We start from the raw sequence: 26,070 nt of genomic DNA on the forward strand, positions 1-26,070 counted from the left end.
GTTTGCTATATTTTGGCTGGATTATGTTCTTCATAGTTCACCGGACCGCTTCACCAACTCCAAAATTTCACTAGCGACAATATCCGGCTGACTGTTATGAATATCGTGTTTGGCGTGTGCCACAGTGACCTGTGTTCCTTGACTGGACCATGAAGCAAAATCGGCTTGATCTGCCTGCCATGCCCGGCTGCCTTCGCTTGGTTTCTCTGAACCGGCCGTCAGAATGGTTAACGGGAAGGAGAATTCCTTTTTATGCTCCAGGATATGGGCTGCGTTCTTCTTGGAGTTACGCATCTCTCCAATCACGTTGTCATTGTAAGCATGCTTGAGTGTGGATATGGTTGCTGCCTTTCTCATTGACTCCGTAACGAGATCCGGGTTAACGACCAAAGATTCCGTTATCCGATCCGAATGCAGCAATGTACGCACAATTCCTGTTTTCACCAGAAGACGGGCTGAATCGAAATACCAATCCGATTGCTCCATAGCCACAGTGCTGTAATATTCGGGACTTCCTCCATCAATCATGACCATGCCAGCTACCTCATCGGGGTACATTTGTGCGAATCGCACGGTCTCCAGCGATCCGAGAGAATGACCTACCATGATATATGGCGGACGTTGGCCGGATACTCGCAGCAATTGATGGATCTCCTCCGTAATGGTATCGATATCACGTGGCCGATCCGTATAATCGCTATACCCGTAACCGAACCGATCATACACCGCAATTTTCACCTGGGATTTCAACTTGTTATATAGCGGGCTGAAATCAACATATGGATTGGGCGTACCCCAGCCTGAAGCGAGAACAACTGTCGCATTTCCTCTTCCCGTTGTATAGAGATGCATGTTACGTCCGCTCACCTCATACATCTTGCCTGGTGCAGTATAAGATTTCATGTCCTGTGTCGACTGATACGCCTCGTACGCGGTTCCTGCCAGCAGCAGAAGTCCTGTTGCCAGCATCAGGCCACCCAGCCCCTTCAAACCTCTCCGTAACCCCTTCTTCATCGTTCTCTACCCCTTACCCGAATCATCTTCTATATGTATTCTTCAATCTTACCCAAGTACGGATGGAAACGGAACGATCCCGGGTCCAGTTCTTTCCCCAACCTAAGTCTAGTTCCACCCCCTACCCGCAGGATGAAAAATACCATTGAGACCTGTACCAAAGGGAAGATACTCATATAGACAACGTAAAATAACCGCAAATTCCCGATAACGGAAACCTGCGGTTTGGATGATATTCATTTTGTAAAAAGGCAAATACACCCTCTGCAATCTACAGTTGCAACGTGAGGCCCACCGGGCAATGATCACTGCCCATGACATGGCAATCAATATGCGCCTCTGACACCTTCGGAGCCAGCTGATTGGACACCAGAAAATAATCGATCCGCCATCCAACATTACGCTCTCTTACCTTGGGCATGTACGACCACCAACTGTACACATCCGTTCGATCCGGGTACAAATGGCGGAAGCTATCCACATATCCGGCAGCCAGCAGGTCGGTCATCTTGCCTCGCTCTTCCAGCGTGAATCCCGAGTTGCCCAGATTCGGCTTCGGATTCTTCAGGTCGATCTCCTGATGGGCTACATTCAGGTCACCACATACGATAACCGGCTTGGTCTGCTCCAATTGCAGCACGTACCCTCTGAACCGATCCTCCCATTCCAAACGGTAAGGAAGTCTGGTCAGATCCCGCTTCGCATTGGGGGTATATACGTTGATTAGATAGAAATGATCAAACTCCAGCGTAATCATTCGGCCTTCCGGTTCGTTATCTTCCTCGATCCCATACCAGACAGATAGCGGCTTGATCCGGGTAAATACGGCTGTGCCGGAGTATCCTTTTTTGACAGCATAATTCCAGTATTGATATATGTCTTCTCCCAGATCCATTTCGATCTGTCCTGCCTGCAGCTTGGTCTCCTGCACACAGAAAATATCGGCCTGACTCTCGTTATAATAATCCATGAATCCTTTGGTAACACATGCCCGCAATCCATTTACATTCCAGGACACCAGCTTCATATCCTCATCTCCTCACATCTCCCCAATATAGCATGGGCGAATTCGGAAGGACAAGCTGAGGTGTGACGATATCCAAACAGAATGAGCGCTGCCTAAGCCCTATGCTCACTGAAACAACCAGGTTAATGCTTCGGGCAGATGCTTGGCAAAAAACAAAAGATCATGCGTCCCGCCCTCTTCCTCCACGTAATTCAGCCGCTCGGCAGGATAGCCCTGGGCCAAAATCATGCGACACGCAGAACGTGTATTTTCCAGCATTTGTGCTTGGGCATTAGCCTTGTACACACCTTCCAGACTCCCAACGTACATATACAACTTCAACCCGCGGCGTTCAGCCCAGGAATAGTCACTCATATAATCGAGGAATCCTTCATACCACATAGAGGCCGATAACGCCCCAACCTTTCCAAAGATATGAGGGAATTCCATCGCCGCAAACAGAGAGATCAGCCCACCGAGCGAACAGCCAAGTATACCTGTATTCTCTGAATCTGCAAGAGTACGGTAAGACGAGTCCACATACGGTTTTAGCTGCTCAGTTATCGCCTTCAGATATATGCTTCCCTGACCGCCAAAGGCCGAAAAGGATGCATGCAGCGCTGATACAGGCCATGGCGTGTAGTCATCGTTGCGATTATGAGGTTCAATACCGACCAAAATCAATTCAGGCAGTTTTCCGGAGCGAAAAGAATGATCCAGCAGATTGCTGCAGGCTTTGGCTACCGCACCTCCATCCTGAATATAAACAACCGGGTAATGACGATCTCCCTTTGTGTAAGATGGCGGAAGCAGCAGATGGAGCGTCCAGCCATTAACCGACTCCTGTACCCATTTACTCATGTATGGAACCCTTCCCTCCTGTTTCAAATCTGGCTTGTTACATCCGGTTTTTGAGCAGTAAAAAGATGAAATAAGGAACTCCAATAATGGAGATAACGATGCCCACAGGCAGTTCAGCCGGGGCAAATACCGTTTTGCCAATCAAATCACCTACAACAACCATTGCCATGCCAACCAACCCGGATATCGGAATGACCCGTTTATGGTGAAGCCCCACCAGCCGCCGTGCAATATGAGGAGCGATTAATCCAACAAATCCGATACTCCCGGATACCGCAACGCAGGCACTGACGAGTCCCACGCTGCCCAGCAACAATATCTTTCTCTCCCGATGAACATCCACACCGAGTCCCATGCTGCTTGCCTCCTGCAGCTGCATTACATCCAGCACACGGGATTTGGCCCAAAGCAAAGGAATCAGCAGAACCAGCCATGGAATCATCGCCGATATGTATCGCCAGTTGGCATTATAAATGCTGCCTGTCAGCCAGACGGTAGCCATCTCAAAATCGGACGGGTTCATCTTTAGGGAAAGATAAAGCGTAATTGCACTAAAACCTGAACCGATGGCAATCCCGACCAGAATAAGCCTTTGGGAATCCAACTGACCACGCTCCTGTGCAAACCACAAGATGAGAATAACTGCCGTTAATCCACCTACCAGGCCAAACAGTGGCATCGCCATAATGGACAACCATCCTGTACCCGTTATGGACCCGTGAAACAGAAGCATAAAGAGCACCATTGCTGTTCCGGCACCTGCGTTAATACCCAGCATGCCGGGGTCAGCCAGCGGATTGCGCGCGATGCCCTGAATAACAGCTCCGGCAATCCCGAGTCCCAGGCCAAGTAGTAATGCAATGACAATACGCGGCAGCCTGAAATCAAAAATAACGAGATCATGCTCATGGACAGGGTCCAGCCGCAATAACGTTTTGACGACATCCATCACCGATATGTCAAACGCACCGTTAGTCAAACTGATATAAACGGCAGTTGCAATGATTATTGAACTTATGAAAATGACGGCCCATAATCTTCCCCGCTGCGGTTCAGGCATGTTTTCCCCCTCCTTTGGTTTTGATCAGATAAAGGAAGAAGGGAACGCCGAATAATGCGGTGACGACTCCAATTGGTGTTTCAAACGGAGAGTTAATGAAACGACTCAAGATGTCACACCAGGCCAAAAAGAACCCGCCCAGCAGAGCGGAGCACGGAATAATCCAGCGGTAATCCACCCCGAAGAGAAATCGGGTAATATGCGGAACCAACAAACCGACAAAAGCGATTTTGCCCGCCAAAGCCACAGATATTCCAGTCAGGATAACTACACTCAGTATCGATAAAGCCTTAACCCATCCGGTACGCTGCCCCAGGCTTGTTGCCACATCATCGCCCATCGACAGAATGGTAATAGACTTGGAAAGAATGATGGCTAACGCCAGTCCCACCACAGCAAATGGAATAATCAGCTTGATCATGCCCGGGTCCATCTGATGCAATCTGGCGTTATACCAGAAACTGATCGTTTGAGACACCTGATAATAGGTAGCCACGGCCTGAGATACACCACCGAGGAATGTACCAATAATCGTGCCCAGAATGGCAAGCCGAACAGGCGACATGCCGCTTGGCAGTAACCAGGCTATGAAAAATACCAGTCCTGCTCCAAGTGCCGATCCCGCCAAAGAGTAAAATATAAGACCAAGAGATGACGTGTTCGGCATAAATACCATACATAAGGTGATGACCACTACCGATCCATCGGATACCCCCATAATGGAAGGGGATGCAAGATAGTTTCTTGTCATCCCCTGCATGAGCGCACCTGACACCGCCAGAAAAGCCCCGATCAATAAAGCACCAATAACACGCGGGAGCCGTGATGACACGATGATCTGGTGATCGATGCTGTCTGTATCAAAATGGAAAATTGCTGCTGTTATGGTCGAAACGTCAATGCTTTTGGCTCCGTACATGACGGACGCCAAGATGGTAACTGCAATGAACAGAGGTGCTGCTGTGAACAGCACCACCGGATTCAATCTTCTTTTTTGCATAGGAGTATACACGCCTTGCTCTAATTATTTGGATAACTGCTCAACTGCTGCTTTTAGGAATTCAATACGACTCCAGGCCGGACCACCTTCAGCCAATGGATCAATGACATTGACAAAAGCATGATTTTCCTTCAGCGCGGTTGTCTTCTGGATAATCGGGTTGTTCTGCAGATCTGTCAGAGCATTCGGGGTGTCGGAGTTCTCGGATGTCTCAAATTGTACAAACACATAATCCGGGTTCATCTCTGCAAACTTCTCTACCGAAAGTGCTTCCTGTGCTTTGGCTGCCTGAATCTCGGCCGGAACCTGGAATCCAAGGTCTCCATACAGAATCGGATTCACAAAGACAGACTCAGGATACATATACATTTGTCCGTTACGAATACGCACTGCCAGCACTTTTTTGTTTTCCAGTTTGTCGCCTAATTCAGCCTGGGCGGTAGTCAGAGCAGCCTTATACTGTTCAATTTCCTGTTTGGCCTGTTCCTGCTTGCCTGTCAGCTCAGCCAGCAGATTCAGGTTCGACTCCCAATCCGTAGCAATATGGGACACCTGAATAAATGGCGCAATTTTGCTTAACTGCTCGGCCACTTCAGGCTTAAACTTGGTGGAACCCAGGATAATATCCGGTTTCAGGGACAGAATGGTTTCAAAGTTAGGCTCAATCTTCTGCCCAATGGACTCAGCTTGATCCGTGATAGAAGCATACATCTCCGGGAATTCGCCGCCAAAAGTAATAGCCCCTACCGGATGTACATCAAGAACCAGTGCATCCTCCATCGCTTCCATGGAACCAGTAATAACAATACGATTAACCTCTGTCGGAACCGTGTACTCCTGATCTAAGTATTTAATAGTTCTTGTGCCTTCAGCTGCCTCAGCTGTATCCGTTTCATTGGTCGTCGCCGTTGTTCCAGTCGAAGCCGAGTTCTCTGCAGTCCCTGACGCGTCCTCTTTATTGCCGCACGCTCCCAATACAGCGAGCATACATATCATTACCAGCCATAACCCCAATTTCTTTTTCATCTCTGGTGATCCCCCTTCAATTTCGATTATTCTAATTGAGAATAATAATCATTATTGAATGATAAACAAGAATGACGGACAGAACCATGGACTCTGTCCTGAATCTCTATGGATTTTTCACCGATAGCGATCCATCAGATCGTCCAGGATGCGCTCATTGGCGAGGGGCGAGTTCTCAAGCCAGGGATCAGCCGGGATGATGAACAACCGGTTATTCTGAACGGATTTTATATTTTGCCATAAGGAGGTTTTCTGCACATCCTCCCAGAAGGATAACGTCTCACTCTCCTGACATACCATCAGAAATATCCAATCGGTCTGCATTTCATCCAGCTGTTCCAGCGTAATCGGCTCGTTATATATTTCCCCTTCTTCACTGATATGGGCTGGTTTGACTGCCAAATCTCCATATAACACTTCCAACATGGAAGGTGAACAATAACGTGTAAACTGATGTTTTAACAAACGGACAACGACTACCTTCTCGTTGCCAAGCTTTTGCTGCATCATCGTTTTGACCTGTTCCGCCTTATGATCATAAGTTTCCAGCCAACTCTTGGCATCCTGCTGTGTCCCCAGATGTTCAGCCAGAATCTGAAGCTGTGATCGCCAGTTGTGATCGGAAACCGTGAGGTAATGAACCGGCGCAATACCTTCAAGCTGTGCTTTCTCCTCAGGTCGCAAGTGGTCGTAACTGATAATCAGGTCGGGCTGATGCTCCTGCAGAGCCTGAATTTTGGATTGCCATTCCATGTCAATCCGATAGGCACTAAGATGTACAGGGATGTCCTTGCCATACATTCGATAATAATACGACGTCCATTTCGGGTGCAGCGGTGCCGCATAGGGAATCATGTTCAGGGCCAGCAAATGTCCTGTAATCGCAATGTGATAAGCGGCGATTTTACGGCGGCGGCTGTTCATATATACCGAAGGGGATATTCCCATCGCTTTTTTAAATTTGCGACTGAAGTAAAATTCGTCCTGATATCCAACCTGATGAGCAATATCCCGCAGACGCATTTCAGTACCGGCCATCAGTTGTTTTGCCCGGTTAATGCGGAGTGAAGAAATATAATCAGTTGTACTCATTCCATATCTTCGCTTGAACAGGTCCACATAATATTTCGGACTCAGCCCGGCCATGCCTGCCAGATATTCCACGGTTAGATTCTCATTGGAATGCTCATCGATATAATCTTTGGTACGCTGGATCATCGTCTGGGAATCTTCCTTGAGCGGAGGTGATGCTTCTGTAAGGCTTGCGAGCAATTGGAGAAACTGCACATGTGCCTGATATTGCCCCATGGCCCTGCCACTATGCCACAGGTTGTGTATTTCTTCGCACATAAATGAGAGCTGAACAGTGGGTGACACTGCCAGCTCCTTGCCAGATCTGAACATCGGGGTATCTTTAACCACATGCAAGGTGTCAGGATCATCATGCAGCTCTTGATAAAGGTCAAACCGCATGATCGTTACTTCGGCTCCTTCATCTCCGAAAGAAGTCAGTCCAAAAGTGGATTCGGGTACACAGGAATATACTCCTTGTGCATGGATATGGATAGACCCCCGATCCAGTGTCAGTAAGGCTTCACCACCTGTGACCATTACAAGCACATATGAAGAGGTATGCTGCTGGGGAATGTTCCAGTCTGAAGTGGATTTCATTTTCTCCATGTCACGCAATTTTATAGTCAATCTGTCGAGTGCATACGTAGAATCCACCTCTTGATTAGGGTATAAGTTAGGGGAAATCATCTATTTATAGGCCTCCATTTGATAACCATTCTCAATAACTATCATCAGTATATCAAATTTTCGGAGGCCCCCGCATCTACTAGTTCTTTCATGATGGTGCTCAACCCGTTCAATCTCTGGATGCAAATCGCAGTGCCCTGCTAATCAACACAGGCAATATAGAGATGTGACCTTCATCTTCGAAACAGATAAAATCAGCACTGACTCCACTTGCATCGGCATGGTTCAACCATTCGGTAAATGCTCGGGAACGTTCAATCACCCCGCTGGGATGACTCCCCTCCAGTTCTCCTGCTGCAAGTAAAACGTGAATTTCCATACGATTATCCAGCATACGGGAAGCAAACGTCTCTTGCTGCCGGGCGATCCAGGCCGAGTTCCAATGAAGAGACGGACTACCTGCAATGTAATTTCGGTATGTTCCCGGACGTTTCAGTAACAACTGCAAAACAAATAAGCCGCCCAGCGAGTGCCCCACAACGGATTGTCTGCTCCGATCAATGGCATAGCGTCGTTCAATGTCCGGCTTCAATTGTTCCTCGATAAACAGGGTGAATGCTTCAGCGCCGCCATGCTCCGGCCAAGTTGCTCCATCCGGTCTTTGAGGTAACTCCCCTTCAGGAACCGACATCATAAAATCATAGTGCCTGTCCGGTGGAAAGGCTTCCTGGGCTTTATACCCCACGCCAACAATAACTGCCGGCACAACCCCGGTCTTCTCCGGGCGTAAAGATTGTATACGCATGGCCTCAACCATCGTACCAAACACCGCATTGGCATCCAGCAGATAGATCACGGGATATCCTGAAGCTGGCGGGGCGCTCTCCGGCACCCAAACTCTGATCTCGTACTCTCTTTCGGTCTGTTCTGCACGCATGCGGTAAAAAGCTGTTCCCGGCAAAGTTACCTCCGGTTCTGTTGCGTCATGTCTCATCACTTGTTTCAATAAAGTATTCCTCCTGGTTGCTACGGCTTTAATCTCCGATTATATCCAAGGTCGGTCCGGCCTTCCATGGACGAATCACCCATTTCCATATGGAAAATGCACCGCTTCATTGCATACAAGGCTTTTTCATTTTTATGTAATAGAACAAACCGGCCCCCTTGACGGGGTAACCGGCTTTGTTTGTATTGTAGTGTTCTGTTCTGTTTTTCTATAAAACATGTCCGACGCTTTAATGTTATTTGAGACCTGTTGTAGCAATGCCACGAATGATCTGCTTCTGAAAACACAGAAAGAGAATGATCAATGGCAGAACCGAAAGTGTTGCTCCAGTCATAATCTGCACCCAGTTGCTGCTGTCCTTGGCCTCGCTGGAGAAGAAAGCCATCCCAACCGGAATCGTAAACATCTCTTCACTCTGCGTAATAATGAGCGGCCAGATGAATGAATTCCAACTGCCCAGGAATGTCAGAATGCAGAGGGTGGCAAACGCTGGCCTAACCAGCGGAACAGCGATCCGAAGGAAAATGCCCCATTCTCCCATGCCATCAATTCGTGCTGCGTCCAATAATTCCGAAGGAAGGGATTCCATGAATTGCTTCATCAGAAAAATGCCAAACCCGGATATTAAACCCGGAAACAGAATCCCCCAGTAGGTATCCATGCCGTTAAAACTGCTGGATACAAGATACCATGGAATAATTAGCATTTCAGTCGGCACCATTAATGTACTCAGAATGAGCACAAAAATAACCTGTTTCCCCCAGAACGAAAATTTGGCGAGAATATATCCCGTAATGGAATCAAATACGCAGACGCTCACGGTGGCAATGACGGCCACATATAGGCTGTTCAACATCCAACGAGGAAATGGGGTTCCCTGAAAAATAGCTACATAATTGTCCCATGTGAACCTGGAAGGGATGAGGCTCAGAGAGTAGATTTCGTCCAGCGTCTTGAACGACGTCGATATCATCCATAGAAACGGAAACACCATCAAACCAAGTCCGAGCGTAAGTAAAACATAACTGATCAGTGACCCGGAACGTTTCCAGCGTAGTGTCGTTCGGGTATCAGCCAATGCGGCAGATCTGCTCATGCTTGAAGAGCACCGTCCTTTCCTTTTACTCCTGTTGAAAACGGCTGCCCAGCACTTTAAGCTGAATCAGTGTCAGTATGAATATGATGGCAAACAGAATAACAGTCGCTGCCGAGGCCAAGCCCATATCAAAACTTTTGAAAGCCAGATTGTATATATGAAGCACGACAGATATGGTGGAGTCCAACGGTCCGCCGCCAGTCATATTCAGCACCTGAGTGAAGGATTGCAGAAACCCGATGCTTGCCATGACGACAGATAGAAGCATGACTGGGTTCAACAGAGGGATCGTAATATGCACAAAGCGCTGCCAACCCGTGGCTCCGTCTATGGCTGCCGCCTCATAATACAATTTGGGGATGTTTTGCAGACCCGCCAGGAAAATGAGCATCTGAAAGCCGATATTCTGCCATACCATCACCGCAATAATCCAGAAGATGGCCTGTGTGGGCGAATACAGGAAAGATTGCGGCCCAAGGCCCAACTCAATAAATAGAGCATTTACAATCCCGTTCTTCATCAGCAGCCACCGGAATATCCAGCTTACCGCCACTACACTGGTTACATAAGGGATAAAGTAGGCCGTCCTGAACAATCCGCGCAGCTTCACCACTTGCTGGAGAAGAAGAGCCACGATTAATCCGGCAATCAACTGTGCAGGTACACCAACAACGACGTAGATTCCTGTGTTCACCAGGGACTTGAGAAATAGAGAGTCACTTAGCAACGTCGCATAATTATCAAAGCCCACAAAGGGTTTATCCGGTGACAGCATGCCCCATTCGCGAAAGCTTACGTTAAAGGAATACAAAATCGGTAAGATGCGGATGACTACAAAATAGAGCAGCGGAATCAACAAACCGCCATAAATGAATAACCGCTGTTTATGTCTGTAATTGAGTCTTCCTATTCCCGATCCGAACCATAAACGCCGTTTCGGCCGCGAAGGGATCACCCCGGTAGTCCTCATAGCTGCGCAGCCTCCTTGAATGAGAGCTTATTTTTTCTTATCCTGTTTCGCCCAGTAGTCGTCATAGAGCTTCTGGGTTTTGGCCACCAGATCATTGAAGGCCTGTTCTTCCGGCACATGATTAAGAAGCACCTCATCCACAGCGTTCACAAACAATGTACGCTCCTGCGTCTCATCAATGAAGAAGTGGGCGTTGGCATCGTTTAGTTGGGAGATGAACGGACCAAGCAGCGGGTCATTCACATACTTATCCTGAAGAGCCACTTCTTTCTGTGCGGGAAGTTCACCGACCTTCTCCACCCATTGTTCCTGAACACCCTTGCTGATCAAAAACTGTAAAAAGGCCGTAGCTGCTTCCAACTTCTCTCCGGTAACATTGGCTGGAATCGCATTGGCCCAGAATGAAGCCTGTGTGGATTTTCCTTTATAACCGGGCAGCGGTGCGACAGCAAAGTTCAAATCGGGAGCGTCTTTTTTGATAGATCCCAATCGATATGAACCATCCACGTTAATTGCGGCATGGCCCGTTTTGAATGCATTCGCATCATCGGTGTAAAAGCCGTTAATGCCCACCTTATGCACGGTTGCAAAATCAACCAGATACTTGAATGCTTCAAGCCCTGCGGGGGTATCATTCCACAGGATTTTCCGACGATCCTCGCTCGTATCTTTGCCTCCCGCTTGATATAACAATCCGTCTCGGAACCAGTGATGAAGCTGGGAACCCGGTTCCCACGCGAAACCCTCTGTCACCAACTGCCCATTTTTGTCCGTTTCCGTTAATGCCTTGGCATCCGAAACAAGCTCTTCCCAAGTCGTCGGCGGTTTATCGGGATCAAGTCCAGCCTTGGTGAACAAGTCCTTGTTATAAAATAACCCCAGCGTTCTCACGCCTGTAGGCAGAGCATAATAGCTTCCATTTAATTTCGCTGTATCCACAAAAGGGAAAAATGCCTCGGCGATGCCCGGAAAACTGCTTTCAGGCAACGGCTGTAAATAACCGGATTGCACATATTTGGGCAGCCAGCCGTAATACAGATTGATGACATCCGGTCCTTTTCCGGCAGGAACTAGTGTAGCTACCTTTTGATTGTACTGGTCGTACGGAAAATTGGTTTGTTTGACTTTGATGTTGGGATGTTCAGTCTCAAATTCCTGGATTAAGGTATTGATCAGTTCAACCTTGGCTGGAAATTCGTACTGCCAGTACTCAATCGTGATGGGCTCCGTCTGATCACCCGAAGCTGCAATAGCTGCCGAACCAGACTCTTCGGATGGCTTGGTTGAACAAGCCGTAATGCTCAATAAGAGTAAACCTGCAATCAATAATTGCAGGGCCTTGCTTGGCCTGAATGAAAAATAACCGGATTCCGTCAAGTGAAGCCACTCTCCCCTCTTTTTCCAACAAAAGTGTTATAACTTCTTTAATTCATTGACTGACTTACGCGTTGGTGGAACCGACGGCTTTGCCAACAGGCAGTTTCAACAAACGTCTTGCGTTATTTCCAAAGATGAGTTCGATGTCCGCTTCAGGGAAGCGAAGTTCACGGCATACACGCACCTGATCCTGCAAATAACGATAGGGATAACCACGCGGAAATCCGCTTGCATCCGTTCCAAAGATAATTCGCTCCGGACCCAACAGTTCGTAGGTTTTGCGGAATAACGTCTCCAAGTTCAGCTCGTATGGCATCCAGCGCACCCACTGATTGGAACCCGATGTGTCGATGTATACATTAGGGCAGCTCCAGCTTAGATGCAGAAGCTCCTGGAAATAGCCTGCGCCAAAATGAGGGATGATGAACGGAATATCCGGATAGGCACGGGCCGTATTAAAGATGGCAAGCGGATTGATGTTGGGATGATGAACGATGCCTCCGGCATGACCAAGCATGCCAAAATGAATCAGGACAGGCAGGCGCCTCTCTGCAAGAAACGCCCACACCGGATCGAGCGAAGGAGAGTCAAAGGGAATCTGGGTGAGGGGACCAAACAACTTATATCCTCGCAATCCGAGCTCATCGACCGCCCGACGCAGTTCGATGGATGCATCTTCATTCTCAATGGGATGATAGGCGAATCCGGTAAACCGATCCGGGTATATGGATATTTGTTCAGCCAAGTTGTCATTATCCAGAGCCGTCAGAAAGTTAAGTCCAGCAATATTGTATTTGTCCAATTCATCTACCCACCGTTCGATTAACGGCCGCGCTGTTTCCTCTCCCTGCTCCTCCACCGCTGGGAAATCCCAGGTTAGTCGCATTCGCTCACTGCGTTCCTTGCCATATCGTGTCACCAGTTCGTGGTTCTTATATGTGGAAAGCAAAAGTTTATAAGGCAGATGGGCATGGATATCAAAAACTCGAAAGTCGGGATTGGAGAACATTGATTTTGCTCCTTCCATTTAGATTCTGTTAAGCCAGCCATTCAGAATTAAATCCAGTTTTGCATCTACGGAACGGAGTTTATTGGTGGTGCCGAGACTCCATTGTTCCTGTGTGTCAAGACGGAGCGCTTGAGCCACCAATGCTCTTGCCACTTCTTCCGGATTCGGTCCACCACGCACATGCCGAATGTGTACAAAATGCTCAGGGGATATTGCTTCCACTAATTGCTCATAGGTTAGGGCAAGCGGCTTGGCGGCAATTTCCTGCACCGCTGTATTCACAACATCCCAGTTCAATCCCGAAATGGAAGTACCGGATTTAGTCAGCTGTGTTACAATGCGGCTTACGACGGAATGAGCTTGTCGAAACGACAATCCTTCTGTGCGTACCAGCGTATCTGCAAGTTCGGTAACCGTGGCGAAGCTATGCTCTGCCCGTTCCCGCAGCAATGACACATTGACTTTAAGGGTATCCATCACTTCGGACAGCAAGCGATATACGGATTCAAGCGTATTCAGACTTCTCCATACATAGGGCTGCATATCATCTTCGGTATCTACAATGTCACCAAAGGGCGTGTTATGCATCATGTTAAGCGCAGTTGCTGCATCCCCTTTGGCACTTGAAAGGAGTGAACGGGCGTGTTCAATCGATACCGGATTCCGTTTTTGCGGCATGATGGAACTAACCTGAACGTAAGGGGCAGCTACAATTAATGCACCATATTCCTGTGTGCACCATAACAGCAGATCCTGAACGAAACGCCCCAGATTGATAGCTGCCAGTTGGGCTACAGAGGCGGCTTCACCTGCATAATCTGCACCGCTGACGGCATCATAGGCATTCTCAATCATGCCATCAAAGCCAAGCAGTTCTGCGGTCCGGTCTCGACAGACTGGAAATCCAGAAGTGGTGAGAGCAGCCGCACCAAGACTGCAGCGATTGCAGCCTGTATAGGCCGATCTCAATCGATTAATATCCCGTTCAAGGGAATCGCTAACGGCACAGATGTAGTGGGCAAGTGTGGTCGGCTGGGCTTGTTGGGTGTGCGTGTGAGCAATCATGAGGGTATCGATATGACGTAATGCAAATTCTCTTAGGCTTCGGTGTAATGACAACCCTGAGGAAATCGTTGAGTTCAGCTTCTCCCTCAGCACCATACGATAAATGGCGATCCCCATATCGTTTCTGCTTCTGGCTAAATGCAGATTCCCGACAGAGGGTCCGCCAAGCTTCTCTAGTTCAACTTCGACTTGGTAGAACAAATCTTCAACGTGGAAGGAATATTCGCTACTTCGGAGCCCATTTACATCCAGACTCTGTATAGCGGAAGCGATGTGGCACGCCTCTTGCTCCGAAATGATGTGTTGTTCACGGAGCATAATCAGATGTGCTTTGTTTACGGCCATCATGGGATTCAGCAGATGCTGTGTGGCCTGGTTATAGGCGGGTTCAAGTACAATTTCGGCATAGGTTTGACTGGGAAAACCAGAAGTTTGTGTTGGATTCGTTGACGTTGACTTCACCTTCCTTGTTCTTCATCTGAATACAGAGATCTTAAATACCGACTAATCAGGTCGGAATGTTTAGTTCAAAACTCTACCACTATTTTGGTATACATACAACTTTATCCTTAATCAAAATTTTCTATTGTCGTATCGGCTTTCTCTATAACCTGTTCTATTGACTGCCGTAGATTTGAAGATTAGATTATCCTGTATAAGATTGGTCTCTGAAAAATAAGCGGAAGGAGGGATGGTTATATCACATTCCTATGATGTCATTATCGTTGGAGCCGGATCGATGGGCATGAGTGCAGGTTATTATCTTGCACGCAGTGGATTGAAAACATTGCTAATTGATGCCTTTGATCCTCCGCATACGGAAGGCAGCCACCACGGAGAATCACGGCTTATCCGCCACGTGTATAGCGGGGGACCTGACTATATAGCGATGGCACTTCTGGCTCAGGAACTGTGGGAAGAACTGGAGGATACTACCGGGGCCAAATTGCTTGTACCTTCGGGCGTCTTGAATATAGTTGACCCCGATATCCATTCTTTTCATAATCGTTTAACCCATGCTGACGATGCGGGGATTCGGTATGAAACCTTGCGCGCAGCCGAAATCATGAAACGCTGGCCAGGCATTGAAATCCCCGAACATTATGAGGGAATGTATGAGCCTGATGCAGGATATTTGTTCAGTGAACGCTGCGTGCTCGCCTTCCGTCAGGCAGCCGAAGCATCGGGTGCTACTCTCTTAACGCATACACGTGTTGAACATATCGAGTGCAGCGCAGATTCTGTTGGAGTCATCACATCTGCTGGTGAGACGTATTATGCGAACCAGGTCATTCTCAGTGCCGGAGCATGGTTTCAGACGCTGAAACCGTTCGTGAACCTCCCCATTCGAGCTGTACGCAAAACCGTGGGATGGTTCGATGCACCGGAGGCATTGTTCGCCGAGAATCACTTTCCCGGTTTTACGCTGGCTGGAAAAGAAGGTGGATATTATGGATTTCCGAGCATTGGCGGTTCGGGTCTGAAGATTGGGCGTCACGATACGGGGCAGGAGTGGACACCAGGCGGTACACTGGCTTCATTTGGCTCTGATGAAACGGATGAGGGTGATCTGCGGAGATTGCTTGAACTTCGGATGCCTCTGGCATCGGGAAAGCTGAAACGTGGTGCGGTATGTAAATACGAGTTCACACCGGATGAAGATTTTATTGTCGACCGTCACCCTGCCCATAACCATGTATGGCTGGCAGGTGGATTTTCCGGTCATGGCTTCAAATTCGCAAGTGCAGTGGGCAAAATATTGTCTGACTTGGTGCAAACAGGCCATACAGATCAGGATATTGGACGATTTGCCCTTTCCCGATTTGGTAGCCATATATCAGGGTGAACTTCTTTCTTGAACCGTGCTGTGTGGTATAGCGCACCATGTTTCAAGAAAGGAGTACAACTAACCAAGTCTAATCCAGATAAACAGGCCGCACAGTCATTTCTAATTCACTTTAACCAAGCTCCATTGCTGATTGGCCCCACCATTGTCTGCCCATTGAATGGTCGAGGCACCTGCGGTTGTGGAACTCTGGTTGATATCAACGGTTAAGCCGCTATTGCGGTTTACGAGCACAAGATATCCTCCGACATCCACCGGTAACCATTGTTGATTGTTGCCCCCGTTATCCTGCCACTGAATCAAGACTGCTCCTCCTTGAGTAGAGCTCTGATTCACATCCAGCAGCAGACCACTGCCTACGTTACGGATCTTATAATAACCGTTGCACCCCCGGCAGTAGAGGCTCCATTCACATCCAAAGCATGACCACTGTTCCGATTGATCAGCTTATAGATCGCCCCGGATTCATATCCTGTGCTGCCATTATACGTCGCGCCGGATATGACATAGGTCGTAACCGAACCCGCTTTGGCGGTCGCTGTAAACTTTTTATTCTGAATGTTGATGTTGGTCAACTGCTGCAACTTCTCCGTAGAGGAGGTCCGGTGTACTTGAGCAGACTATCCAACACTTGTAAACTGACTCAAATCATACGTCACCGCTGTATCACTCGAATCCGAATTGGTAGTCACCAGTATCACTTATCGATTGGGTGATCCACCAAAGTTGTAATTTTCATCGGATTCAGCCTGCTTTCCCTTCTATTTCACACCTTTGTTCCATATATTAGATTGTAAGCGAATTCATAAGGTGATTAGAGGAGTGTGAACGACGTTATGATCATTCAGGTCAGTCCGCTGGCAGAATCAAGACTTAACGCGATGCTGGGAGATCGGCCGGGCTATTTCAAGCTGTTTTATGACACCGATGGATGCGGATGTGATGGTACTGCTGTGCTTCTGATCGTTAACGAGCCGGACAGTGATGACATTCGGATTGAATCCGATTCGCTTCCTTTCCTCATCAACAAACAGCAACAGATCTATTTCGAACCTTGCCTTCGCCTGCAATCAGAGAACAGTTTCCCTTCCTACCGATTGAGCAGTGATTCCATGATCTACGGTAATCATGTCAAGGCCCATGATCTTCGGGATACCGCAGACACTTCGCCGCAGCCGCTCAGTTGGTTCGTACGATAAAAGTTGGAAAATATGGACCTACGAAAAAACCTCCCAACCCTTGAAAATTAACGGGCTGGGAGGTTTTTCTTTGTTTGTTTTTGTATGGCCTGCACCAGTTGTGCGACTGGAAAGTTATCTCTTGGCCCAATCGCAGCATACCGGATCTCGTCAATGACATCATGCGCTTATTTCTACTTTGTTTTGAACCGGGATGATGCTTCGGCAAGCTGTTTGGTCAATCCATCGATGGTCTGTACCATCTCTGACAGATGCTCGGTCATACCTGACTGTTCCTCCATCGTCGCGGTTACTTCCTCCACGGATGCGGACACTTCTTCACCCGAAGCAGACAAGTTCTGTGCAGCTCCAATGACGTCATCCTTATCGCGTTCAATGGATTCAATCTCAGAGGCAATGGCCTGAACCTGGTCCATCATTTCATTCATATTTTGGGTGACAAAATTGAACGTTTCCTTGGTCTGGCCTACACTGCTCTTATGCTGCTCTGCAATCGCCTCAATGGCGTGTACACTCCGGTTATTCTGCTCGACATGATCAATCGTCTGCATCACAATCCGGCTGATATCCTCCGATTGGGCTGTGGTCTGCTCCGCCAGTTTGCGGATCTCCGATGCAACTACGGCGAAGCCACGCCCATGCTCGCCTGCCCTAGCGGCTTCAATGGAGGCATTGAGTGCAAGCAGCTTCGTCTGATTCGCAATTTCGGTTATCGTACCTGTAATTTGGTGAATGCCAGAGGAGCTTTCAGCGAGCTGAACTGTAATCTTGGAAATATTGTTCACTTCAGCCTCGTTCTGTCCATTCACCGCAATCAATGCGTCAATGACCTCATGGTTGTTCTTGAATGCATCCGTAATCTCGTCTGCCTTGAGCTTCACTGACTGCGACATCTCATTAACGTTCGCAATTTTATTGCCCACGTTCATGAACTTATCCACGATCGCTTCCGTATCATTGGCCTGAGACTCCATGGCTCGTGAAATTTCAAACGCCGTTGTCGTGGTTTCGGCAATGGAGGTCGAGGTCTGCTGGGTGGACAGATCCAGTTCGGTTGTACTTGTTTTCAGTACGCTGATGGAATGATTCATGCTGGAAATTAGCTGTTGGTTGCCCGCTGCCATCGTGTTAAAGCTGTCCACCAGTTGTTTGAATTCTCCGCTATATTTGCCTTTAGCCTGCACCGTTAGATCACCGTCTGCAAGTTGTCTGAACAATACTGTTAGCCTTGTAATGGGTTTGGTAACCAGTAAGGAGATCAGTATTCCTGCGATGACAGACACCGCAATTGCGCTGAACAGGACGATATACATCTGTTTCGCCATTTTCCCTAATGGCTTCTGCACATCACTTAGTTTATCTTCAACAATGATGGTCCAATCCGATCTTGGAATTTTGGAATAAAAGATTACTTTATCCTTTGTGCTAATATCGCCTTGTTGCAGCTGCTCGTTAGAAGGCAGATCAATCAGTGACTGATATTCACCAGACTCAAGCTTCTGCCCCGCCATCTTCTCATCCGCCGAATTGAACATTACCGTGCCCACGCGGTCCAGAATAATGACTTTTCCCTCTTCATTAATGTTGATGTTCTGAAGCTGATCAACGAAGAACGAGGTTGATGCGGTAGATACGAGTACGCCCTCCACTTGTTTGTTTTCATCGTAGATCGGCATTGCAAAAGCAGTACCCAGCGTACCCAGTGACTTGGAGATAACCCCTTCACTAATTACATTCTGGCCTTGAACCGCCTGTTGAAAATACGCACGATCTGCACGTTCTCCCCCGAGGGCTTCAGGATCGTTCGCTGCAACGACGATGCCTTTCCGGTCCAGCAATATGATATTGCTGTTGCCTTCCATCCCTGCGAGGCTGTCCGCCAATATACCATTGGACTTATCCACGAGTTCACTATTTTCCGAGAAAAAGACATCATCATTCTGTCCTTCGCTATTTCGAATCTCCAGCAATTCCTGAAATGTGCCATGTGTTGTAATCAGGAACGTGGACTGTTCTTCCAACGTTAATGAGGTGAGCAAGCCCGCACCAATCCGGTCAGAGGTTGCTTTAATCTCATCCTTGCTTTTGTCGAGGGTAATCACTGCTGCTACAGTGTAAGATAATACCGCAGTTACCGCCAATACGAGGGTTACCAGTAAACTGATCATTAGCGGCAATTTGACTCTGAACGACATGTTGATCATGCGTTCTCTCGCCTTCGCGAATACCAAATGAATCCACCTTCCATTTCATCCTTGATTGTGTCCAATATTGTATGGGTTAACTTTATATCGGTAGATATCAATCAATTGTTCAGCATGAAAAACGTTTGCACTGAAAATGTTTTTTTTAAAACTCATATCATCTATATAAAAATAGAACTATATGTAACTAGTATTATATTTTTTTCATTTACTCCATTTGTAAAATAAAGGTATAATTCTCTTTGAATTCATCTATCGTTTCTTTTAGTGAAAAGGGTGCAAAAATAATGAAAAGAAAGGTTTTAGCCAACCAATTTATTGCAGTCGTAATAACTTTACTTCTCTTCATTGCGGGATGTAGCTCAGAAAAAGAAGCCCATGAATATCTTTCAATTACAAACACGGAATATGTTAATGGAACAGATACCGAAGATGGAATGATCATGAGAGTATACACATACGACATCCAAACGAAAGCTCTAACTAAACTAGCTGATTTACCTTATAGCTCACAATATCCCTTAACTGTAGCTTCCTTAGCAAATGACACCATCTATTATTCAGGAGTTGGAAAAGATAAGGGTGACGAGTTGTTTTCCTATGACATTCAGGCACAAAAGACTCAACAATTAAGCTCAGACTTATTTGCAATTAATTCAATTATTCCGGATACCGTTGATCATACTTTGGTTATGGCTGCTGTTAAAAAGGGAGAGCGTCCTGTCAAAGTCATTTTCTTTGATCAGAAAACGCAAGAGATGAACATCTTGAATGACGATGATTTGGATACAACTACATGGGATATTTCGTTTAACCCGGAAACGAGTAAAACCTATGCCATCCAATATTCCGAAGAAGAGCAGTATATTCATATGGAGCAGTCCAATAAGGCGCAAACACCGATGGTTCCTCCAAACCATACCATCATTGAGATAGATCCAATCTCTAAACAGACACGCAAGGTTATTGAACTAGAGGAGGAACAAATTTTAACTTTATCAACAAGGGGAGACCAAATTCTTATTGCCACTGCAAAACATATCAACAAGAATCCAATTAAATATAGTATGGTTAATATTAAAACAGGAGAAAGAAACGAAATTGATCTTCCCATTAAAGCGAGGAGTGGATTGTTTTTGTCCAAAGACGGGCAGGGTTTCTATTTCCTCGGAGAAAATACAAAAGCAAACGTGAATCAGGAACGAGGAATTTATTTCTATGATTTGAAAACGCAACAAGTGGAAGCCATATTTCTTCAAAAAGAAGGATTCATCAATAATTTTATGCTTCTATCAAATCCATAATAGGGTTCCTGAAAACACAGGAACCCCCTTGTTGAGTGGCTCACCAAGGTGAATGTTCCATTTGTAATTACAGCGAAGCTTGGGAAGCTACTCCACTAATAGGCATGAAGGAGATAACAGATAAGTATGGAATCTATCACAGTGCAAGCATTAATAGAACAAACCATTAATCAGTATGTATCCTCGGATGCTCACATCCTAAGCATGGAAAGTAACCCTATCCAATTGGGACTTCAGGCCGTGGAATTGCTTCGACATCATATTGAATTCCTAGTCAATGGAGTGCAAAAGGACATTTCTCTCATTACGAAGAAGGCCACGTTCATAGAACGCTCTGCATTGACCAGATTATTTTCACAAGGCGCGAATGTGCCATTTAGTCTAACAAGTGAACCTCATACTGAAGATCGCAGCTTGATCTGCATTCAGGATGTGGACTACCAAACCGATTATAGACATCTGGATATGGATCTGCTTCAGAATAAAGAATTACGAGCGCTGGCTTACATACATGGAACGAATATGGGGTTAAAAAAAGAAATGCCCTGGATACCCACTGTGGATCGAAATCATATCATCGACATGATGGAAAAGCGTTGGAGACCTTCGTGGAACGCCGCCATAGAAAACCCAGCATTCATTGCGGAATTTGGATTACCAATCATATCGGAAATTGAAGCTGTAGCCAGTAGCATCGTAGATGATCTTAAAGTTTTAATCAGAGATGAACATATGCATACGATGATCCATAATGATCTGAATCCCGGAAACGTACTGGTACATAACAATGAGGATGTCTATTTTATTGATTGGGAGGAAGCACGGTACGGTTCCTTGTTCTTCGATATTCCTCTACGCTGTAACCATATGAGACAAGTAGACATCTATCGGGAGGCCCTAAGTTCCCACGGATACGATATTACACAAGATCAATTCGAAAAGTATTTCTCCCTGGCATCCCGATACCTTGGCATCCGCTATATGAGTTGGAACCTTGGAGTATGGGAACAACACTCATATGCAAAAGACGACTTAAAAAAGTATATGAAGATGGTAACTCAACCTTTGCTCTCCTAATCCCCTCCTCATTCCAGGTTAAGCATAAGATGAATTCACTGTTTTGCCGGACAAAAAAGCTCCTGCCACCAGAAGTGACAGGAGCTTACATGATAAGGATTCAGCATAAACATCGTATGCTTCCATGACCTACATGGCATACATTTTGCACAGATAATAATAAACTGGTGCTTAACCCAGATCTGCAATTCGCTGTTTAATGCGTGGAAATAAACCAAAAGCATTCTCGTAGAATACCTTCTCATGATGCTGCTCCGGCACAAGTCGACGGACGAATTCTGCATACAGATCGATCGGCGCGAGCGGCCAGTCGGTTCCGAACAGCATTTTCTCGTAATGATCCGAATAGACCAGCGCCCGGCGGAAATGATCCATGAACAAGGGTTCGCTCATAAACCGTTCAAAATGGGGCCGATCACCGACAACAAGGCCTGACAAATCTGCGTAAACGTTCGGATTCTTCGCCACGACTTCAGCGGCATCCATCACCCAAGGATCACCCAAATGACAGATCATAAAATTCACACCGCGCTGTTGAAAAGCTAATTCGTCCACGGTCAGCGGATGTGCATACTTGAGCAATCCATTCATGGAGTATGTATCCCCCGTATGAATGACCACCGGCACGTTATACTTTGCTGCGAGTTCATAGACCGGTGTGTAGATTTTGTCATACACGTAGTGATGATAGTACCCCGCATATAGTTTGATTCCGGCTACCTCAGGAGCTTGTAATCGTGCTTCAATCCGGTCCAGCTCGTCCTGAGCGTGTTCACCACCAAGATGGTTTGGATTGATGCCGACGCATTCCATGAGGAATGACGGAACCGTTTCTTCCAAATCAAGTCCCATCGGGTTGGGAGAGCTGGAATCCGGAAATGCTCCCTTCGTCTGCTCCGTAACCCCCATTCCGATACCAAGAATAACGTCGTTCTTATCAAACTCCGCCTTGAGGCCAGCGGCAGAGTAATCCACTTTCGATAAATCGATCGCCGTTCTATGAAAGCTGTCGATGTCCGACAGATGAATATGAATATCAATAATCGGCATGTTAAGCCTCCTTTTCACCTTTTGAAGTTGCAAAGTCTAGCTGCAGAAGGCCACGTACATCCTCTGGATTCAGAGGAATTTGCCCCAAGATCAGATAGGTCGGCTCTGTCCAGACCGTTTCCCCGTTCAGCAGTGGCAGATTGTGATACACACTGTGACCAAGCACCACATTGTTCACAAACCCCGCAGCGTTCTGATTAGGGTAACGATTCACTGCATGCAGCATGTCTTTACGCGAAACTGCACCCATTCGCAAGAAACCCTTGGACTGAAGATATCCGTCTACCTTTCCGAGAGGGTACCGCCCTTGCTCGGGGTGTTCCAGCCAACCATCAGCAAAGACAGGCGAAGGTTTGAAGAAATGTTCCTCCGATAGCGAGTAATCCAGCGTCAAGCCGCTATCGTTTGTAACTGAATGCATCTCACAGAGAACAGGAACGCCGGGCAGCATGAGATAATGCTGCTGTACCGTGATTCCCCGATTCGCTTCATGTTTCTCGATGCGGGTCGTGATCTGAATTCCTTTCCAGACGTTACCGTAGTCATCTTTACGCTCCGTCCAAGCCGCGTTTCTTTGTTCCAACTGTCGGCTGAAACCGTTCATACCAGGGATACCCACACCAAGTCCGCCGTACCATGGATTCCACCAGGAACGCGGGGCTGCTTCCGGATACGTGCTGTCCAGCCATTCTTCACCCTGGTACTTCAGGGAATGCACGACACTTCCGAAACCAGGGGCAGCTGCCATCGAAAGAACTCCGTTGCTCACCGTGTACACAGGACCTGCTGGACCTTCTTCAATCACGCAATCAACGGCTGTTCCTGTCTGCGGATACCAGAGGGCGGTCCGTTCATGAATCCGATCCTCGCCTCGATATACGGCCCGAACCTTCCAGCCAAATTCGCTTTCTCCTGTCTCATCCTTTCCCTCAGGGGAGAATTCCAATTTAGTGGAGCGCAGATCCTGCTCTCGATTTAATTCCATATCAGCAGCTAAATGCTCTGGTGTGCCACCATTCTGCACGTACAGTTCCAGGTTTCCAGCGAGCGGGACCATCTTCCGTTCGATCAGTTCCGCTGTCAGTACATCCTGGGCGAACGGATTGCCACCACCCAATGCCAGCTCAAGATGGTTGTCCAGCTTCGGTAGAACCGGGCTCCGCCGTTTTTGGGCGAAAGATCGGAAATCCAGCCATTTGGCAAAGGTGTTCAGAGCAAATACGGTCGCCTTCGTTTGCACAACGGCTCCTGCTGGAATCCGGCCAAGCTCATGCTGTAACCCTAGTGTGTGTTCCGGACGAAGCAGCTTCAGGGAAGGGTCCCAATAGATACCGCAAGCACCGTACTCTTCCTTACAGAACAGCCAGTTCTCTGTAATTTGCGAGCTGTCCCAATGGCTCGGATCGCCAGAGTACGCATCACCCATATCCACATAACGGCCTTGGTACGGGAGAATAAGCCGATTACCGAAGAAACCGAAGTTCGTCATCAAGAACATATCTTCTTCCAGCTCTGCGCTGCGAGTATTCCCAATCTCGTGGTGAAATTCAGCGATTCCATTAGCAGACAGCTTGGCGACGGACTTGATCTCCAAACCAGGAAAGTCTTCCGATTCATACAGTGCTTCGAGAACCTGATTTTCTCCCTCCGGATAGATGTTCACTTCCTTGGCTTGTTTCTTGGAAAACTCTTCTGCAAATGGCTTACCGAGCTTCGGATAGGTCCACCAGAACGTGTGGACGGAGCCAGGGTATTCAATCCACATGTTGTTTTCTTGCTTGCTCATATGGAGGGAGAATGCACCGTTCACGGCCACCCACTGATCTCCGTTTTCCCCACCGTAACGTCCTTGTGTACCTTTCATCAGAACAGACAGCTTGGTTGTGAAAGAGACCGCCTGTCTATCCGTCGGAACGGCCGTTACCTCAACTTCTCTCGAATAGAGACCATACGAACGCAAAATGAAGGTTACCGGTACAGATGCTTTGCCTTTTGCAGGAACTGTGAAGCGCACCGAAGGTTCTGTCCATTCTAGAAATGCATCCTCCGGCAGGTCAAAAGTGAACTCCGCTTCGGAATCAAAATTATTCTCCACGTTCAGGTACAAATCGGCCGGGATGCCTGTATAGAGCTCTTTTACGGGCAACGCCGTGTTGATCTTGGCCGGGAATTTCGGTGCAACGCCCATACGAAACTCGGCCTTTTTGCCACCGATCAGCCATGTGCTTGTGACAACGGGATGGGTCTTATTCTGACTTTGCTCCTCTTGAACAGGATCAAGTTGGAATTCGCCCTCCACGATTACCGTTTCTCCCGGAGCAACTGCTCTTGCAACGTCCAGCGCAAAACGAATATTTTTGTTGTTCTGACCCTTGATCTCGAACTTCAGCTCGGATGCTGAGCGGTTCGTGATCCGGTAGCGAACCTTGTATGCGGAACCAAATACGAGATCATGATCGTCGATCTCTGTGGTAATTTCGTAATCTGGTGTTTCGAGAGCCGTCAGCCCGCGACCAGACTTCTCGAATTCGGCTCGCAAGGAGATATCTCCCTTTTTCCAGGAATAATCAAAGAAATCGAAACCACGCTCCCGTCGGCCATCCGGCTCAATGACGAGTTCACGCGTGCTGTCTGCGTACCAATCCAGCTCCTCAAAATAAGGAGCAAGTGCTTCCGTCTGCAAGATGGTCGGGATGAAGTTCATGAGATGCACGTTATCATCTTTTTTCTCCCAGAAGAATCCGCATTTCTTATACATCGGGACAGCCTTGGTGTTACCTGCCCATGTGAACAGATCCAGGCGAGGCCATCCCGCTTCCACAGTCTTGCGAACGGCGTTCAGGATCAGATTACGTCCGACCTTGTAGCCGTGATAATCGGGGCGCACATTCAATAGCGGTACATACAGGGCATTCTCGTCATAACGGTAGTGGGCAAAGCTGCAGAAGCCAACAACCTCTGTCTCATGAACAGCAAGAAATACATGAAGATTGGACGAAGTCTCCATCTCCCGGCGAACGGTATCCTCCGTTCTCTGGTTGGTGCCACCTCCCCAACTTTCGTTGCTGCGGTTCCACATATCAGCGACTGCGGCAGCGTAGGAGGGATCGTATTCGATAATACGGATTTGTTCGATAATCGAAGTTACGGTCATATTTGGATCTCCTTATCTTTATCTATAGGATGGTCTTCGTGATCA

22 protein-coding genes are annotated in these 26,070 nt (G+C 47.5%); 4 read left to right on the forward strand and 18 right to left on the reverse strand.

Annotation, left to right across the window (positions count from 1 at the left end):
- Positions 1 to 30: 30 nt before the first annotated feature.
- From AC3ITG_RS24230 to argH, 13 genes are all read right to left on the reverse strand, one after another.
- Entirely contained in the window at positions 31 to 1,014 is a 984-nt protein-coding gene (locus tag AC3ITG_RS24230) for an alpha/beta fold hydrolase (RefSeq protein ID WP_413028424.1), read from the reverse strand.
- Between the two features lie 271 nt (positions 1,015 to 1,285).
- Positions 1,286 to 2,041: an exodeoxyribonuclease III gene (locus tag AC3ITG_RS24235; protein WP_489251593.1), complete on the reverse strand. Its 756-nt coding sequence runs from the start codon at positions 2,039 to 2,041 to the stop codon at positions 1,286 to 1,288.
- A 105-nt stretch (positions 2,042 to 2,146) separates the two neighbouring features.
- Positions 2,147 to 2,881 (reverse strand): alpha/beta hydrolase, encoded by a 735-nt coding sequence (locus AC3ITG_RS24240; RefSeq protein ID WP_163761367.1) that lies wholly within the window; start codon positions 2,879 to 2,881, stop codon positions 2,147 to 2,149.
- A gap of 37 nt (positions 2,882 to 2,918) precedes the next feature.
- Positions 2,919 to 3,941, reverse strand: coding sequence for a FecCD family ABC transporter permease (locus tag AC3ITG_RS24245; RefSeq protein WP_163761366.1), 1,023 nt, complete (start codon positions 3,939 to 3,941; stop codon positions 2,919 to 2,921).
- A complete protein-coding gene (locus AC3ITG_RS24250) occupies positions 3,934 to 4,941 on the reverse strand; it encodes a FecCD family ABC transporter permease (RefSeq protein ID WP_489251594.1) in 1,008 nt (335 codons plus the stop codon). The genes AC3ITG_RS24245 and AC3ITG_RS24250 overlap by 8 nt, the downstream gene beginning before the upstream one ends.
- Before the next feature lie 24 nt (positions 4,942 to 4,965).
- Positions 4,966 to 5,967: an ABC transporter substrate-binding protein gene (locus AC3ITG_RS24255; protein ID WP_489251595.1), complete on the reverse strand. Its 1,002-nt coding sequence runs from the start codon at positions 5,965 to 5,967 to the stop codon at positions 4,966 to 4,968.
- Between the two features lie 117 nt (positions 5,968 to 6,084).
- Complete coding sequence (locus tag AC3ITG_RS24260; RefSeq protein ID WP_489251596.1) at positions 6,085 to 7,728, reverse strand: AraC family transcriptional regulator; 1,644 nt, start codon at positions 7,726 to 7,728, stop codon at positions 6,085 to 6,087.
- A 109-nt stretch (positions 7,729 to 7,837) separates the two neighbouring features.
- A complete protein-coding gene (locus AC3ITG_RS24265; protein ID WP_489254524.1) occupies positions 7,838 to 8,665 on the reverse strand; it encodes an alpha/beta hydrolase in 828 nt (275 codons plus the stop codon).
- Between the two features lie 244 nt (positions 8,666 to 8,909).
- The gene (locus AC3ITG_RS24270; RefSeq protein ID WP_449006554.1) at positions 8,910 to 9,770 is read right to left on the reverse strand and encodes a carbohydrate ABC transporter permease; all 861 of its coding nucleotides are present in this window, start codon (positions 9,768 to 9,770) and stop codon (positions 8,910 to 8,912) included.
- A gap of 25 nt (positions 9,771 to 9,795) precedes the next feature.
- Complete coding sequence (locus AC3ITG_RS24275) at positions 9,796 to 10,740, reverse strand: carbohydrate ABC transporter permease (RefSeq protein WP_489251597.1); 945 nt, start codon at positions 10,738 to 10,740, stop codon at positions 9,796 to 9,798.
- A 27-nt stretch (positions 10,741 to 10,767) separates the two neighbouring features.
- Entirely contained in the window at positions 10,768 to 12,117 is a 1,350-nt protein-coding gene (locus tag AC3ITG_RS24280; RefSeq protein ID WP_449006550.1) for a sugar ABC transporter substrate-binding protein, read from the reverse strand.
- Between the two features lie 64 nt (positions 12,118 to 12,181).
- A complete protein-coding gene (locus AC3ITG_RS24285) occupies positions 12,182 to 13,126 on the reverse strand; it encodes an amidohydrolase family protein (RefSeq protein WP_489251598.1) in 945 nt (314 codons plus the stop codon).
- An 18-nt stretch (positions 13,127 to 13,144) separates the two neighbouring features.
- Positions 13,145 to 14,653 carry an argininosuccinate lyase gene (gene argH, locus AC3ITG_RS24290; RefSeq protein WP_489251599.1) on the reverse strand — a complete coding sequence of 503 codons (1,509 nt, stop codon included), beginning with the start codon at positions 14,651 to 14,653 and terminating at the stop codon, positions 13,145 to 13,147.
- 229 nt (positions 14,654 to 14,882) lie between these two features.
- On the opposite strand from argH, the gene solA reads away from it, so the two are divergent.
- Positions 14,883 to 16,037 (forward strand): N-methyl-L-tryptophan oxidase, encoded by a 1,155-nt coding sequence (solA, locus tag AC3ITG_RS24295; protein ID WP_489251600.1) that lies wholly within the window; start codon positions 14,883 to 14,885, stop codon positions 16,035 to 16,037.
- Between the two features lie 102 nt (positions 16,038 to 16,139).
- On the opposite strand, the gene AC3ITG_RS24300 is transcribed toward solA, so the two are convergent.
- Both AC3ITG_RS24300 and AC3ITG_RS24305 read right to left on the reverse strand, forming a co-directional pair.
- Complete coding sequence (locus AC3ITG_RS24300) at positions 16,140 to 16,406, reverse strand: RICIN domain-containing protein (RefSeq protein ID WP_489254525.1); 267 nt, start codon at positions 16,404 to 16,406, stop codon at positions 16,140 to 16,142.
- A complete protein-coding gene (locus AC3ITG_RS24305) occupies positions 16,394 to 16,612 on the reverse strand; it encodes an RICIN domain-containing protein (RefSeq protein ID WP_163761358.1) in 219 nt (72 codons plus the stop codon). The genes AC3ITG_RS24300 and AC3ITG_RS24305 overlap by 13 nt, the downstream gene beginning before the upstream one ends.
- A gap of 249 nt (positions 16,613 to 16,861) precedes the next feature.
- Between AC3ITG_RS24305 and AC3ITG_RS24310 the strand changes: the two genes are divergently transcribed.
- Complete coding sequence (locus tag AC3ITG_RS24310) at positions 16,862 to 17,236, forward strand: iron-sulfur cluster biosynthesis family protein (RefSeq protein ID WP_256336612.1); 375 nt, start codon at positions 16,862 to 16,864, stop codon at positions 17,234 to 17,236.
- A 173-nt stretch (positions 17,237 to 17,409) separates the two neighbouring features.
- Here AC3ITG_RS24310 and AC3ITG_RS24315 read toward each other — a convergent pair whose 3' ends face one another.
- Complete coding sequence (locus AC3ITG_RS24315) at positions 17,410 to 19,467, reverse strand: methyl-accepting chemotaxis protein (protein ID WP_489251601.1); 2,058 nt, start codon at positions 19,465 to 19,467, stop codon at positions 17,410 to 17,412.
- Positions 19,468 to 19,727: 260 nt separating this feature from the next.
- Between AC3ITG_RS24315 and AC3ITG_RS24320 the strand changes: the two genes are divergently transcribed.
- Together AC3ITG_RS24320 and AC3ITG_RS24325 are read left to right on the forward strand one after the other, a co-directional pair.
- Positions 19,728 to 20,744: a hypothetical protein gene (locus tag AC3ITG_RS24320; RefSeq protein WP_489251602.1), complete on the forward strand. Its 1,017-nt coding sequence runs from the start codon at positions 19,728 to 19,730 to the stop codon at positions 20,742 to 20,744.
- A gap of 126 nt (positions 20,745 to 20,870) precedes the next feature.
- Positions 20,871 to 21,821: a phosphotransferase gene (locus tag AC3ITG_RS24325; protein WP_489251603.1), complete on the forward strand. Its 951-nt coding sequence runs from the start codon at positions 20,871 to 20,873 to the stop codon at positions 21,819 to 21,821.
- Between the two features lie 171 nt (positions 21,822 to 21,992).
- Here AC3ITG_RS24325 and AC3ITG_RS24330 read toward each other — a convergent pair whose 3' ends face one another.
- Positions 21,993 to 22,871 (reverse strand): amidohydrolase family protein, encoded by an 879-nt coding sequence (locus AC3ITG_RS24330; RefSeq protein WP_413028393.1) that lies wholly within the window; start codon positions 22,869 to 22,871, stop codon positions 21,993 to 21,995.
- 1 nt (position 22,872) lies between these two features.
- Entirely contained in the window at positions 22,873 to 26,025 is a 3,153-nt protein-coding gene (locus AC3ITG_RS24335; RefSeq protein WP_489251604.1) for a GNAT family N-acetyltransferase, read from the reverse strand.
- Between the last annotated feature and the right edge of the window lie 45 nt (positions 26,026 to 26,070).

This window comes from Paenibacillus sp. GL_099_B (genome assembly GCF_057835695.1).

What these genes read in the sequence shown, in the direction of transcription:
- AC3ITG_RS24330 (WP_413028393.1), bottom strand. Translation starts at nt 22,871, where the DNA reads ATGCCGATTATTGATATTCATATTCATCTGTCGGACATCGACAGCTTT.
- AC3ITG_RS24320 (WP_489251602.1), top strand. Translation starts at nt 19,728, where the DNA reads ATGAAAAGAAAGGTTTTAGCCAACCAATTTATTGCAGTCGTAATAACT.
- AC3ITG_RS24230 (WP_413028424.1), bottom strand. Translation starts at nt 1,014, where the DNA reads ATGAAGAAGGGGTTACGGAGAGGTTTGAAGGGGCTGGGTGGCCTGATG.
- AC3ITG_RS24255 (WP_489251595.1), bottom strand. Translation starts at nt 5,967, where the DNA reads ATGAAAAAGAAATTGGGGTTATGGCTGGTAATGATATGTATGCTCGCT.
- AC3ITG_RS24335 (WP_489251604.1), bottom strand. Translation starts at nt 26,025, where the DNA reads ATGACCGTAACTTCGATTATCGAACAAATCCGTATTATCGAATACGAT.
- AC3ITG_RS24325 (WP_489251603.1), top strand. Translation starts at nt 20,871, where the DNA reads ATGGAATCTATCACAGTGCAAGCATTAATAGAACAAACCATTAATCAG.
- AC3ITG_RS24260 (WP_489251596.1), bottom strand. Translation starts at nt 7,728, where the DNA reads ATGATTTCCCCTAACTTATACCCTAATCAAGAGGTGGATTCTACGTAT.
- AC3ITG_RS24240 (WP_163761367.1), bottom strand. Translation starts at nt 2,881, where the DNA reads ATGAGTAAATGGGTACAGGAGTCGGTTAATGGCTGGACGCTCCATCTG.
- AC3ITG_RS24270 (WP_449006554.1), bottom strand. Translation starts at nt 9,770, where the DNA reads ATGAGCAGATCTGCCGCATTGGCTGATACCCGAACGACACTACGCTGG.
- AC3ITG_RS24275 (WP_489251597.1), bottom strand. Translation starts at nt 10,740, where the DNA reads ATGAGGACTACCGGGGTGATCCCTTCGCGGCCGAAACGGCGTTTATGG.
- solA (WP_489251600.1), top strand. Translation starts at nt 14,883, where the DNA reads ATGGTTATATCACATTCCTATGATGTCATTATCGTTGGAGCCGGATCG.
- AC3ITG_RS24250 (WP_489251594.1), bottom strand. Translation starts at nt 4,941, where the DNA reads ATGCAAAAAAGAAGATTGAATCCGGTGGTGCTGTTCACAGCAGCACCT.
- AC3ITG_RS24235 (WP_489251593.1), bottom strand. Translation starts at nt 2,041, where the DNA reads ATGAAGCTGGTGTCCTGGAATGTAAATGGATTGCGGGCATGTGTTACC.
- AC3ITG_RS24245 (WP_163761366.1), bottom strand. Translation starts at nt 3,941, where the DNA reads ATGCCTGAACCGCAGCGGGGAAGATTATGGGCCGTCATTTTCATAAGT.
- AC3ITG_RS24285 (WP_489251598.1), bottom strand. Translation starts at nt 13,126, where the DNA reads ATGTTCTCCAATCCCGACTTTCGAGTTTTTGATATCCATGCCCATCTG.